The following is a 13215-nucleotide window of genomic DNA, read 5'->3' on the forward strand; positions in this document are numbered from 1 at the left end:
AGAAAAGGCCAAAGCCTACTACTACTACTATTTAAATAGAGTTAGCTTAGAGAACAACTTGGCAACGCCCGCGCCCCCGGTTTTGCGCCGCTCCGCCCCGGCCACGCGGTGCCAACGGACCGCGCGCATGCACTGATCTCCCTTCCTCGCCGCCGAAAACCCCGGCCATTTCACCCTTACGCTATCAAATATGGAGCTTTCAGCGATTGCTGCATCAGGGCCAGAGGCACTTTTTGCCGTTTCAAAGGGCGCAGGTGTGGTTTCGCATAACCCTGGGGACAGTTGGCGCATAACCGGGCACTTGTCCACAGAAAAAGGACCTGGCGCGCACTTGTCCCCGCCCGCCGGACACCGGCCGCGGGGCCCGGCGCACAGCGTTTCGTGCGCGCCATGTGGTTGATTCGCAAAGGGAAAATCAGGTTATCCACACAAAAACGCAAACCTTACTATTACTACTATGTATTTATAGAAAGAAGAAAGAGATAACCGCCGGCACACAAGGTCCCCGAGGCCGCCCAGCGCAGATTCCCATGGCAGGGATACCCACCGCAGGTGCAAAAGGGAATGAGAAGCACGGTGGCCCGTGGCACGGATTGGGACAATGGGCGCACGAAAGCTGCAGCCAGCGCCTGGGGAAGCCCGGCGGCGCGGTCTGCCGACCGGGTCCGCAAGGGCGCCGCGAGCCTTGTCCACAGAAAAACGACCCGGCGCCCGCGCTGCCCGCCGCAGAAAGGGCGCAGCAGGGGCCCGCAAACCGCCGCCAGCCGCTTCGGGCAGCAGGGTCAGGCCCCCGGTGGCTGCCCCGGGGGCTGGCGCAGCAGCGGCTCGATCTGATCGCGCGGCAGCGGCGGGCTGAAAAGATAGCCCTGGTAGGTCAGGCACCCGGCGCTCAGCAGCATGTCGCGCTGCTCGGGGGTCTCGACCCCTTCGGCAATGACGTCGAGCCCCAGGCTCTCGCTCAGGGCGATGATGGTGTTGACGATGGCCGCGTCGTTGGGGTCGGTGAACAGGTCGCGCACGAAGCTCTGGTCGATCTTGAGCTGCTCGAGCGGCATGCGCTTGAGGTAGCTCAGGTTGGAGTAGCCGGTGCCGAAGTCGTCGAGCGAGAAACCCACGCTGTAGGCGCGCAGCGCCATCATGGTGGCGATGGTGGCGTCCATGTCCTCGACCCACTGGCTTTCGGTCAGTTCGAGCTTGAGCTTGCTCGACGGGGCCCCCGTCACGGCCAGGACGCGCACCACGTCGTCGACAAAGCTGGGGTGGCGAAATTGGCGGGGGCTCACGTTCACCGCCATGGTCAGGTGGCTCAGCACCGGGTCGCGGTGCCAGCGCGCCAGCAGCGCGCAGGCGGTGTGCAGCACCCAACGCCCCAGGGTGAGGATCAGGCCGGTCTCTTCGGCCAGCGCGATGAACTCGGCCGGCGGCACGGTGCCGCGCTGCGGGTGCTGCCAGCGCACCAGGGCCTCCACGCCGACGCAGCGCCCCTGGTGGTCCACCTGGGGCTGGTAGTGCAGCACGAACTGGTCTTGCGCCAGCGCCGCGCGAAAGTCCGACTCGAGCGCGGCGCGCGCCATCACGACGGCCTGCATCTGCGGGTCGAAAAACCGCAGCGTGTTGCGCCCGGCGGCCTTGGCCTGGTACATGGCCAGGTCGGCCTGCTTGAGCAGGTCGCCCACGCTGTGCTGCTCGCCCTGGAAAGGCGCCACGCCAATGCTGGGCGTGCTGCGGTACTGGTAGCCCGCCAGCGCATAGGGCGCCGACAGCGTGGCCAGGATCTTCTCGCCCACGCCGCGCGCCTGCAGTGCCAGTTCGCGCGGATCGGCGTGGAGCGATTCGAGCATCACCACGAATTCGTCACCGCCCAGCCGCGCCACCGTGTCCATGTGGCGCACGCAGGTGTTCAGGCGCTGGGCGACCTGCTGCAGCAGCAGATCGCCCTTGTCGTGGCCGAGGGTGTCGTTGAGGGTCTTGAAGTTGTCCAGGTCGATGAACAGCAGCGCGCCGCCCTGCTGGTTGCGCTGGGTGTCGGCCAGTGCATGCTGCATGCGTTCGATCAGCAGCATGCGGTTGGGTAGTCCGGTGAGCGCGTCGTAGAACGCCAGGCGCTGGATCTCGCGCTCCGTTTCCTTGCGTTCCGAGATGTCGGTGTTGATGGCCAGGATGGAATCGGGCTGGCCGTCTTCGCCGCGCACCAGGGTCCAGCGCCCTTCGACGTGCAGCGTGTGGCCGTCGCGGTGTTTTTGCACGAGCTCGCCGGTCCACTCGCCCTGGGCCAGCACCACGCCGGTGGCGCGCTCGAAGGGCAGCGGATCGTCGTACAGCAGGGCAATGATCGACTGCCCCTGCGCCTCGGCCGCGCTCCAGCCGTACATGCGCTGCGCACCCTGGTTCCAGAACCGGATCTGGTGCTGCAGGTCGCGCACCAGGATGGCATCCTTGGCGTTGTCGAGCAGCGAAGCCTGGCGGCGGATGCGCGCGTCCGCCTGCTGGCGTTCCAGCTCTGCCGCCGCGCGCGCGGCAAAGATCTGCAGGGTCGAGGCCACCAGATCGGTGTTCTGCAGGGGCTCGCGGAACAACACGAAGACCATGCCCAGCACCTCGCCCTGGCTACCCACCAGCTGCTGGCCGGCATAGGCCTGCGCGCCCACCTGCACGACCACGGGCGCATGCGGGTACTGCTGGGCCAGGTTGCGCTCGACCATGTACTGGCGCTGCGTGAGCAGGGCCATGCTCGGAGCGCCGGCGAGCGGGTATTCGGCATTGGCCTGCAGCTGGCCGTCGACCACGAGCGCCAGCGACATGGCGCGCCGCTCCTGGTCTTCGCGCGCAGGCAGCAGGCGGGTCACGCAGCCGGCCTGGGCGTCCAGGGCCTCGGCCATGTTGCGTGCCAGCTGCACGAAGAACTCGGTGCCCGTGGTGGCCGACACGGCGGCGGCCACCTGCATCACCGAGGCGTGCAGGCGCTGCTGCGCGCGGCGCGTCCGCAGGCCCATGATGCCGAACGCCAGGTCGTTGGCCATCTCCTGCAGCAGGCCCGCTTCCTGGGCGCAGATCTGCAGCACCTCGGGCGCATAGAGGCAGAGCAGGCCGAAGGTGCTGCCCTCGTGGCACAGCGGCAGGCTGATGGCGCCATGGAAGCCGTGCGCGCGCATGGCGTCGAGCGCGCCGGCGTACTGCGGATCGTTCTGCACATCGCGCACGATCACGGCCTGGCCTGTGCGCACCGCCGTGCCGCCCGGCCCGCGCCCGCGCGGATGGTCCTCAGACCACGACAGCTGGAGCGATTCGACGTAGCCCAGATTGATGCCGGCGTGCGCCACGGGTTCGATGCTCTTGTGCACGTCGTCGCGCGCCAAGCCCACCCAGCCCATGCGGTAGCCACCGATGTCCACCGAGATCCGGCACACGGCCAGCAGCAGCTCTGCTTCGGAGGTGGCGCGCACCAGGGTTTCGTTGCAGGCGCTCAGCAGGTGGCGCGCGCGCCCCAGCCGCGCGAGCTCGCGTTCGGCGCGCAGGCGCTCGGTCACGTCGGTCACCATGACCTGCTGCGCCATGCCGGTGTCAAAGGCCACGCTGCGGGCCGACACCTCCACGTCCACCGCCCGGCCGTCCTTGTGCCGGTGGCGGTGCAGCGCGCGCTCGCAGTGCGGCGCTTGCCCCAGGGCCTGCGCCCCGGGATCGAACCACAGCTGGCGCATGTCCATCTGCAGCAGCTCGGCTTCGCTGTAGCCGTACATCGCCACCATGGCCTGGTTGACGGCCAGGATGCGCGGGCTCTCGCCCTGTTCGCAAACCCACATGGGCTGGGGGTGGGCGGCAAACAGCAGCTTGTACTGGGTCTCGGAGGCCAGCAGCTGCGCCGCCATGTGGCGCAGCTGCACCATGGAGCCCACCGACTCGGACAGGATCTGCAGGTGCGCCACGTCGCGCGCGCTGAACGCGTCGGCGTGCGCAGACATCGCCTTGAGCACGCCCACCACCGTGCCGTGGTTGCGCAGCGGCACGGCCAGGACCGAGCGCAGGGCTTCGCGGCCATAGGCACCGCCAAGGTCCCAGCCCGCGGCCGCCGTGTCGTTGCACAGGGCCGTCTGGCCTTCCTGGAGCGAGGCCCACAGCAGGCTGTCGTGCAGCGGCAGCGCAGTCCCTGTGGGGCGCGTGAGCGGACCTGAACTTGCGTGTGACATCAGCCGATCGCCGTGCAGCAGTTCGACCATCACGCCGTCGGCGCCGCTGCTGCGCCGCGCCGCATCGGCCACCACCTGGAGCACCTGGTCCAGGCCCAGGTGCGGGGCCGACATCTGTTGCTGCACCCGCACCAGCTCGGCGTGGGTCTGTGCCTCGTGCTGGGCCTGCAGTTCGGCCTGCTTGTGCGCGCCGATGTCGGACATGCCGCCCACCATGCGCACGGCCTTGCCCTGGGCGTCTCGGAGCACGAAACCGCGGTCCAGCACCCAGGTGAAGCTGCCGTCTTCGCAGCGGAAGCGGTATTCGGCCGACCAGTTGCTGTCCGTGCCCTCGATGGCCGTGCGCAGGCTGTGCAACACCGCCGCGCTGTCGTGCGGGTGCAGGCGCGGCGCCCACGAAGAACTGTCGGGCGGGCGCGCATCGGGCGGAACGCCGAACAGGTGTTGCATGCCCTCGTTCCACCACATGGCATCGCTGAGCAGGTCCCAGTCCCACACGGCATCGGCGGTGGCGCGCGCCACCAGGTGAAAGCGCTCGCGGCTCAGGCGCAAGGCCTCTTCCTGGGCGTGCTGCTCGGTCACATCCTGGAAGGCGCCCTGCACCTGGACCACCTGCCCCTGCGCATTGCGCACCGCCTGGCCGACGGCGCGCACCCAGATCTGCGGGCGCCCCGGGAGGACCACGGCGGCGTGCAGGTCGAAAGCGCTGCCACGGCGCATGCAGGCCTGGACGGCGCGTTGCGCCCGGTAGCGGTGCTCGGGCGAAAACAGGTCGAGCGCCTGCGCCAGGGTGCGCACGCTCTGGCCCAGCCCATGGACTTCATCCGACCAGTCCAACGCCATACTGGGCAGCCGCAGGATCCAACCGCCCACGCGGGCCATGCGACCGGCCACGCGCAGGGTTTCCGTCTGCGCCAGCAGCGCCGCCTGCATGTGATCGCGCTCGTGCGCCACCTGCTGCAGCCGGTGCTGCTGGCGGCGCAGCTCCAGCTGCGCCATGGTCTGGGCGGCGAGCGCCTGGAGCAGCGCCACCTGGTCCGCATCGGGGGCCGCGCGGGGCTGCGTGTCCATCACCGCGACGGTGCCCAGCGCCAGCCCCTGCGCATTGACCACCGGCGCGCACGCATAGAAACGGATGTGCGGCGCGCCCAGCACCAGCGGATGGGTGGCAAATACCGGATGCTGCAGGGTGTCCGGAACCACCAGGGTGTCTGGGCCACGCCCGAGCGCCTGCTGGCAAAAATCCAGCGCACGCGCGGACTCGGGCAGCTCCAGCCCGACCACAGCCTTGAACCACTGGCGCTCTGCGTCCACGAAGTTCACCACGGCCATCGGCGTGCCCATCACGCGCGCCGCCAGCTGGGCGATCTGGTCAAACGAGGATTCGGCAGGCGTGTCCAGAATGGCGTACGAGGCCAGTGCCTGCAGCCGCTCGGCTTCCGGGGAGGCGGCGGGCGTGGTGTCCATGGTCATCCCTGCGGCAGCGTGCCGCAGGCAACCAAGACGGTCCTGAAAGGTCCGAACATTGGCATCGATCAAGCCCTGGGGGGTTGTGGAACCAAGGGCGCGCGGCGCACGCCATAACATTTTGTAGCAATGCTACACCGGCCCGCCTGTGTTGTGCCTTACAGGCTCACGCGGCAGCGGGTCGATCAGACGCTGCGCCATTGTGTTCTTGCGCACTGCAGGCAGGCGCGTAATTGTGCCGAAGCCGATGTCTGCCGCCGGGGTGGCGGAGGCTGCGAATGTGCGCCCTGCGCCCGACACCCCGCAGCGATGGTGTCGCTGCTGCCGGCCTGACCTATTCCGCGGGCCGGATGCGACGCACGCTCGCATCGCTGGAAGCCAAATCGCCCTCCAGCGCTTGCTGGCAAAGCGCTGGCAGCTATCTTTTTGATTTCTACGCGGAGACCCGGGTGCGCCGTGCACGCACCGCGGCGGCCAGGTGCTCGAGCACCGGAATGGTCTGCGCCATGCTGATGCAAGCGTCCGTCACCGACACGCCGGGCTGCAGGGGCTGGCCTTCGACGAGGTCCTGGCGTCCCTCGTGCAGGTGGCTCTCGATCATCAGGCCGATGATGCGCATATCGCCCGCGGCGATTTGTGCAGCCACGTCGGCCGCCACCTCGATCTGCCGGCGGTGCTGCTTGCTGCTGTTGGCGTGCGAGACATCGACCATCACCTGCGGGCGCAGACCCGCGGCCGCGAGCAGCGCGCAGGCCGCGTCCACGTCGGAGGCGCTGTAGTTGGGCTGTTTGCCGCCGCGCAAAATCACGTGGCAGTCGTCGTTGCCGCGTGTCTCGAAAATGGCCGACTGGCCCATCTTGGTCATGCCCATGAACGCGTGCGAGGCCTGCGCGGCCAAGATGGCGTCGCTCGCCACCTTCACGCCGCCGTCGGTGCCGTTCTTGAAACCCACCGGGCACGACAGGCCGCTGGCGAGCTGGCGGTGGCTCTGGCTCTCGGTGGTGCGCGCGCCGATCGCGCCCCAGCTCACCAGGTCGCTGATGAACTGCGGCGAGAGCAGGTCGAGGAACTCCGTGCCCACCGGCAGGCCCAGCGCCAGCACGTCGAGCAGCAGCGCGCGCGCCATCTCCAGGCCCTCGTTGATGGCGAAGCTGCCGTCCAGGTGCGGATCGTTGATGTAGCCCTTCCAGCCCACGGTGGTGCGCGGCTTCTCGAAGTACACGCGCATCACGACCAGCAGGTCGCTCTGCAGCGCGTCGGCCTGGGCCTTGAGTTGGCGCGCGTAGTCGAGCGCCTGGCCGTGGTCGTGGATGGAGCACGGCCCGACGACCACGACCAGCCGATCGTCCTGGCCGTGCAGCACGCGTGAGAGGGCCGCGCGGCTGTGTTCGACCAGCGCCTGCGCGGTGTCGGGCGCAGGCAGCCACTCCTGCAACAGGGCCGGGGTGATGAGCGGGCGCACGGCCTTGATGCGCAGATCGTCGATGCGCGTGGTGTCGTGGGTCGAGAGCGCCCGGGGCGCAGCGTGGGTGTGGGGCGTGGTCATGCGCGGATTGTCGCGCGGCGGCGCCGCCGGCGTCCGCCCGCGGCCGGACCTTAGGGCCGGCGGAACGCCGGCCGCTGCGCGGCCCAGTGGCGCGCATCGAGGCGGTCCAGGCGCACCGTGCCGCCGCTCGAGGGCGCGTGCACAAAGCGGCCTTCGCCCACGTAGATGCCGGCGTGGCTGGGCGTGCGGCCGGTGCCGAACACGACCAGGTCGCCGCTGCGCAGGCTGTCGCTGGCGATCGGTTGGCCCCACTGGTCGAGCTGCGCCACGGTGCGCGGCGGCGCACTGCCGGCGCGGCTCTGGTAGACGTAGCCGATCAGGCCGCTGCAGTCAAAACCCGCATCGGGCGTGTTGCCGCCGTAGCGGTAGGGCGTGCCGACGAGGCCCATGGCGTGGATGGCGATGTCGCTCGCGGCATCGGCCGTGAGCCGGGAGGCGGGCGGCCCGGACGCGCCGCGCGGAGAAAAAGGCGCCGTGCTGCAGCCGCCCACGAGGAGCAGCGCGGCCAGGGCCAGGCAGGGGGATAAACGCATGCCGCAAGGGTAAGGGATGTGTGGGGCCGCCCGCGCTAGCTCGCCGCGACCAGCTGGCCCAGCGTGGCCAGCGCCTGTTCGCTGCGCGCGTCCCAGGCATGGCCGTAGTTCAGGCGCAGGCAGTGCGTGTACGCGTGCTTGGCCGAGAAGATCGGCCCGGGCGCGACGCTGATGCCCAGCGAGAGCGCGCGCCGGTGGATCTCGAGTGCGTTCACGTGGGCCGGCATCTCGACCCACAGGAAATAGCCGCCGGCCGGGCGCGTGGCGCGCGTGCCCGATGGAAAGTAGTGGCCCACGGCCTGGGCAAATGTCGATTGCTGCGTGGCCAGCGTCTGGCGCAGCTTGCGCAGGTGCTTGTCGAAGCCGCCGCGCTCGAGGTAGGTGGCCAGCGCCAATTGCGCGGGCGCGGACGCGCTCAGCGTGGTGGTGAGCTTCTGCCGCGCCACGGCCTTGGCATAGCGGCCGGGGGCCGCCCAGCCGATGCGGTAGCCCGGCGCCAGGCACTTGGAAAACGACGAGCAGTGCAACACCAGGCCCTGCGTGTCGAATGCCTTGGCCGGCAGCGGGCGCTCGTCGCCGAAGTACAGCTCGCCGTAGACGTCGTCTTCGATCAGCGCAATGCCGTGCAGCGTCAGCAGCGCGACCAGCGCCTGCTTCTTGTCCTCGGGCATCAGGCTGCCCAGCGGGTTCTGGAAATTCGCCATGAGCCAGCAGGCCTTGGGTTGGTGGCGCACGATGGCGCGCTCCAGTGCGGCCAGGTCGATGCCTTCGCGCGGGTGCGTCGGCACCTCGATCGCCTGCAGGCCCATGCGTTCGAGCGCCTGCAGCGCACCGTAGAAGGTGGGCGATTCGACGATGACCGAGTCGCCCGGTCGCGTGACGGCGGCCAGGCACAGGTTCAGCGCTTCCAGCGCGCCGTTGGTGATGACGATCTCGTCGGTGTGCACATGCACGCCGTAGGCCAGGTAGCGCAGCGCAATCTGGCGGCGCAGCGCTGCGTTGCCGGGCGTGAGGTCGTCCACGGTGGTCCACGGGTCCAGCGTCTGCACGCTCGACGCCATCACCTGGCCCAGCCGCGCCATCGGAAACAGCAGGGGGCTCGGAAACGCCGAGCCGAACGGCACGACGTCGCGCGACATGCTCGCTTCGAGGATGTCGAACACGCGCTCGCTGACATCGACCGCGGCCGAGCCGTCGGCCGGCTGCGATGCGAGCTCGGGCTCGGGCGGCACGCGGCGCACACCCGCCGAGACGTAGTAGCCCGAGCGCTCGCGCGCCCGGATCAGCCCGCGCGCCTCGAGCAGGTAGTAGGCCTGGAACACGGTCGAGGGGCTGATGCCCCGGCTTGCGCTCGTGTGGCGCACCGAGGGCAGGCGGTCGCCGGGCTGCAGCACGCCGGTGCGGATCGACTCCGTCATGTCTTCGGCCAAGGCCTCGTAGCGCTTCATCCAAACTCCTTGGGAACGGGGCCGGCACCCGCTGATGTGCTTTTTTGCCGGTTGAGAAAAATTCTGCGATGTGCATCGGTGGCACATAGCCCGTGATCAGTCTAGGGGAATTGTCAGGAATCGCCAAAACACGAAAAACTGATCCGGTTTTTTTGTCTTTAACTGGTGCTTATCAATCTGCTCCATTGTTCCTACGATGGCCTTTGTCTGATCCACGCGCCGCAGCCCCGCCGGCCTGCGGGCGTCTGCGTCGAGGAAGCCCATGAACCCCACCGGCCTGTTGTTGGCTACTTTCATCCTGTCGATCGCGGGCCTGTTCGCGTTCATCTGGTCGCTGCGCAAAGGGCTGTTCGATGCCGAATCCTCGGGCGCGCGCACCATCTTCTCGCCTGGCGAGGTGGGCCGGCCCGAAGAGCCCGCCGCCAGCGCCGCGCAGCAGCACGAGCTGCAGCAGATGGCCGCGCCCCATGCGCAGCCGGGCCTGGCCGTCGCGCCCGCCGACCTGGACGCGCGCGAGGCCGCCGACCGCTCCAGCGCCTTCCCGGCCTTTGTGCTCATCGCCTGCGCCGTGGTGTGGCTGCTCGCCGGCTCCGCCGCCGGGCTGCTGAGTTCGCTCAAGCTGCACTGGCCCGACCTGCTGACCGACCAGGCCTGGCTGTCGCTGGGCCGGCTGCGCACGCTGCACCTCAACGCCGTGGCCTACGGCTGGGCGCCGATGGGCCTGCTGGGCCTGTCGATCTGGATGCTGCCGCGCCTGCTCAAGACGCCGTTGCTGGGCGGCCGCCTGGCCATCGTCGGCACGCTGGTCTGGAACGCCGGCCTGGTGGCCGGCCTGGGCGCGATCGCGGTCGGCTTCAGCGCCGGCATGGAATGGCTCGAAATCCCGTGGCAGATCGGCGGCCTGTTCGCCGTCGGCGGCATGCTGATCGGCCTGCCGATGGCGCTGATGCTGCAGCGCCGCCAGGTGCACCACCTCTACGTGTCGGTCTGGTACATGGGCGCGGCGCTGTTCTGGTTTCCGACGCTCTACATCGTGGCCAAGATTCCGGGCCTGCACTTCGGCGTCGAGCAGGCGACGATGAACTGGTGGTACGGCCACAACGTGCTGGGCCTGTTCTACACGCCGCTGTCGATCGGCTGCGTCTACTACTTCTTGCCCAAGGTGATCGGCCGGCCGGTGCGCTCGTACAACCTGTCGCTGCTGGGCTTCTGGACGCTGGCCTTCTTCTACGGCCAGGTCGGCGCGCACCACCTGATCGGCGGGCCTATCCCTGAGTGGCTGATCACGCTGTCCATCGTGCAGAGCGTGATGATGATCATCCCGGTGGTCGCGTTCTCGCTGAACCAGCACCTCACGCTCAAGGGCCACTTCAGCGCGCTCCGGCACTCGCATGTGCTGCGCTTTATCGCTTTCGGCGCGGTGATGTACACCCTCACCTCGCTGCAGGGCTCGATGGAGGCGCTGCGCACGGTGAACGCCGTCACGCACTTCACGCACTTCACGGTGGCGCACGCCCACCTGGGCATGTACGGCTTCGTCTCGATGGTGGTCTTCGGCGGCGTGTATTTCGCGCTGCCGCGCATCCTGGACGTGCGCTGGCCCCGGCCCGCGCTGATCAGCCTGCATTTCTGGCTGGTGGTGGCCGGCTTCGCGATCTACATCGTGACGCTGAGCATCGGCGGCATCCTGCAGGGCCTGATCCTGCTCGACCCGGCGCGCCCCTTCATGGACTCGGTGGCCGTCACGCTGCCCTGGCTGCAGGGCCGCTCGATCGGCGGCGCGCTGATGACGCTGGGCCACCTGGTCTTCGCCTGGCACTTCGTGCTGATCACCGCACGCTCGGGCGTGCTCACCCACGCGGAGCGCACTGCGCTGCGCCCCACCACTGCCTGACGCCATGGAAAACGAAGTCAAACTCGTCAGCGGGGCCATGGTCACGCTCTCGCTCGCCACGGCGGCCATGATCGTCGTGCCCTTCCTGCAGCTCAAGGACGAGCCCGCGCCCCCGGCGCTCAAGCCCTACACCAGCCAGGAGCTGCGCGGCCGCGCGGTCTACATCGCCAACGGCTGCATCGCCTGCCACACGCAGCAGCCCAGCACCACGGGCGCGGGCATCGCCGACGCGCAGCGCGGCTGGGGCCGCGCCTCGGTCGCGGCCGACTACCACTACGACCAGCCGCCGCTGCTGGGCACGATGCGCACCGGCCCCGACCTGTTCAACATCGGCGTGCGCCAGCCCAGCGCCGACTGGCACCTGGGCCACCTGTTCCAGCCGCGCGCCTACGTGCCCGGCAGCAACATGCCGGCCTACCGCTTCCTGTTCGAGATCAAGAACGAGCGGACCGTGGCGCCGGGCGAGCGCGTGGTCACGCTGCCGCCCGGCACCGTGGGCTTCACCGACGTCGTCGTCGCGCGCCCCGAAGCGCTCGACCTCGTGGCCTACCTGCAAAGCCTGCAGCGCCTCTACCCGGTGCTGACCCCGGCGCAGGCCGAGGCCGCCACCGAGCGCCTGCCCGCCGCGCGCCAGGGCAGCGCGCTGCCCGGCGACGCCGCCGCCCCCGATTCCTCCGATGCCCCTTCAGGACCCCGCGATGACGCAACCCCCGCAAACCCGTAAGAGCGAACACGCCGACCCGCACGAGCAGTACAACCCGGTGCCGCGCGTGGTGCTGGCCCTGGTGCTCGCGCTGGTGGTCTGGGCGATCGGCTACATCGTGCTCGCGCGCCCCGACGGCATGGCGGGCCTGGGCGACCAGCGCGTGCCCGTGGCGCTCGCGCCCCAGGCGGCGGACAGCGGCGCGTCGGTCGACGGGCGCCAGCTGTTCGTCGCCAAATGCCAGGCTTGCCACCAGGCCAGCGGCCAGGGACTGCCCGGCGTGTTTCCGCCGCTGGCCGGCGCCGCGTGGGTCACGGGCGCGCCCGAGGCGCCGCTGCAGATCGTGCTGCACGGCATGACCGGCGCCATCGAGGTCTCGGGCACCACCTACAGCGGCGCCATGCCGGCCTTTGGCGAGCAGATGAACGATGCCGAGATCGCCGCGCTGCTGACGCACATCCGCAGCCAGTGGGGCAACGCCAGCGCCGCGGTCGACGCGGCCATGGTGCAGGCCGCGCGCCAGGCCTCGGCCGAGCGCACCGCGCCCTGGGACGGCGCGGCCGAGCTGCTCACGTTCCTGGGCGCCGCGCCGTGAGGCGCGGCCTCTCCAGGCGGCACGCAGTGCACCAAAAAGGTGAGCACGCTGCGCAGGCGGGAAGAGTGTTTCCGCATGATTTAGACGCGAAAGCACCGCAGAGCCTGCGCAAACTGCTCCTGTTTTAAGAGTTCCATGCCGCCCGTGCCCTCCGCGACCACCCCCCAACGCCCCGGCAGCGGGCGCAGCGTGCTCGCCGCACTGTGCATCGCCGCGCTGGCGCTGGCCGGTTTCGCGGCGGTCACGCACGGCTTTGCGGCGGTCACCTCCGACGGCGTGCGCCGCGCCGACATCGCGCGCACGCCGCGCGCACTGCCCGCCCTGGCCCTGGTCGATGCGCGCGGCCAGCCGCTGTCGCTGGCCGATTACGGCCGCGCGTCCGACGCCGTGACCTTCGTCACCCTGGTCTACGTGCGCTGCCAGAGCGTGTGCCTGACCAGCGCGGCGGGCCAGTCGTGGCTGCAGGCCGAGATCCAGGCGCGCCAGCTGCAGGGCCGCGTGCGCCTGCTCACGCTGAGCTTCGACCCCGCCAACGACACGCCCGAGGTGCTCGCGCAGCACGCGCGCCGGCTCGGTGCCGACCCGGCGCTGTGGCGCTTTGCGGGCCTGCGCGAGGTCGGCGACCTGCCGGCGCTGCTCGACCTGTTCGGCACCGTGGTGCTGCCCGACGGGCTCGGCGGCTATGCGCACAACGCCGCGCTGTTCCTGCTCGACCGCAGCGGCCGCCTGGTGCGCGCCTACGACGTGGACCGGCCCGACATCGCGCTCGCCGACGTGCTGCGCGCCCTGCCCGGCCCGTCCGGCGCATGACGCTGCGCCGCCGCCTCGGGGCCGCCGCGCGCGAC

8 protein-coding genes are annotated in these 13215 nt (G+C 69.7%); 4 read left to right on the forward strand and 4 right to left on the reverse strand.

Annotated features, from left to right (window positions below):
- Positions 1–782: 782 nt before the first annotated feature.
- The 4 genes from B2J89_RS10050 to B2J89_RS10065 form a co-directional block, all read right to left on the reverse strand.
- Positions 783–5651: an EAL domain-containing protein gene (locus B2J89_RS10050; RefSeq protein WP_169168939.1), complete on the reverse strand. Its 4869-nt coding sequence runs from the start codon at positions 5649–5651 to the stop codon at positions 783–785.
- Between the two features lie 433 nt (positions 5652–6084).
- A complete protein-coding gene (locus B2J89_RS10055; RefSeq protein WP_169168940.1) occupies positions 6085–7197 on the reverse strand; it encodes a 3-deoxy-7-phosphoheptulonate synthase in 1113 nt (370 codons plus the stop codon).
- A 50-nt stretch (positions 7198–7247) separates the two neighbouring features.
- Positions 7248–7730, reverse strand: a complete 483-nt coding sequence (locus tag B2J89_RS10060) for a C40 family peptidase (protein WP_169168941.1) — start codon at positions 7728–7730, stop codon at positions 7248–7250.
- A gap of 35 nt (positions 7731–7765) precedes the next feature.
- Positions 7766–9178, reverse strand: a complete 1413-nt coding sequence (locus B2J89_RS10065) for a PLP-dependent aminotransferase family protein (protein WP_169168942.1) — start codon at positions 9176–9178, stop codon at positions 7766–7768.
- Positions 9179–9440: 262 nt separating this feature from the next.
- Here B2J89_RS10065 and B2J89_RS10070 point away from each other — a divergent pair, with 262 nt between their 5' ends.
- The 4 genes from B2J89_RS10070 (at position 9441) to B2J89_RS10085 (ending at position 13180) form a co-directional block, all read left to right on the forward strand.
- On the forward strand, positions 9441–11072 hold the full coding sequence (locus B2J89_RS10070; protein WP_169168943.1) for a cbb3-type cytochrome c oxidase subunit I: 1632 nt from the start codon (positions 9441–9443) through the stop codon (positions 11070–11072).
- A 4-nt stretch (positions 11073–11076) separates the two neighbouring features.
- Positions 11077–11796, forward strand: coding sequence for a cbb3-type cytochrome c oxidase subunit II (locus tag B2J89_RS10075; RefSeq protein WP_169168944.1), 720 nt, complete (start codon positions 11077–11079; stop codon positions 11794–11796).
- Positions 11771–12370, forward strand: coding sequence for a cytochrome c (locus tag B2J89_RS10080; RefSeq protein ID WP_169168945.1), 600 nt, complete (start codon positions 11771–11773; stop codon positions 12368–12370). The genes B2J89_RS10075 and B2J89_RS10080 overlap by 26 nt, the downstream gene beginning before the upstream one ends.
- A 135-nt stretch (positions 12371–12505) precedes the next feature.
- Positions 12506–13180, forward strand: a complete 675-nt coding sequence (locus tag B2J89_RS10085) for an SCO family protein (protein ID WP_169168946.1) — start codon at positions 12506–12508, stop codon at positions 13178–13180.
- Positions 13181–13215: the final 35 nt, after the last annotated feature.

It is taken from the genome of Acidovorax sp. SRB_24 (genome assembly GCF_012931925.1).

Coding starts and splice junctions, on each gene's coding strand:
- B2J89_RS10050 (WP_169168939.1), bottom strand. CDS start 5,651: ATGGACACCACGCCCGCCGCCTCCCCGGAAGCCGAGCGGCTGCAGGCA.
- B2J89_RS10075 (WP_169168944.1), top strand. CDS start 11,077: ATGGAAAACGAAGTCAAACTCGTCAGCGGGGCCATGGTCACGCTCTCG.
- B2J89_RS10065 (WP_169168942.1), bottom strand. CDS start 9,178: ATGAAGCGCTACGAGGCCTTGGCCGAAGACATGACGGAGTCGATCCGC.
- B2J89_RS10055 (WP_169168940.1), bottom strand. CDS start 7,197: ATGACCACGCCCCACACCCACGCTGCGCCCCGGGCGCTCTCGACCCAC.
- B2J89_RS10080 (WP_169168945.1), top strand. CDS start 11,771: ATGACGCAACCCCCGCAAACCCGTAAGAGCGAACACGCCGACCCGCAC.
- B2J89_RS10085 (WP_169168946.1), top strand. CDS start 12,506: ATGCCGCCCGTGCCCTCCGCGACCACCCCCCAACGCCCCGGCAGCGGG.
- B2J89_RS10070 (WP_169168943.1), top strand. CDS start 9,441: ATGAACCCCACCGGCCTGTTGTTGGCTACTTTCATCCTGTCGATCGCG.
- B2J89_RS10060 (WP_169168941.1), bottom strand. CDS start 7,730: ATGCGTTTATCCCCCTGCCTGGCCCTGGCCGCGCTGCTCCTCGTGGGC.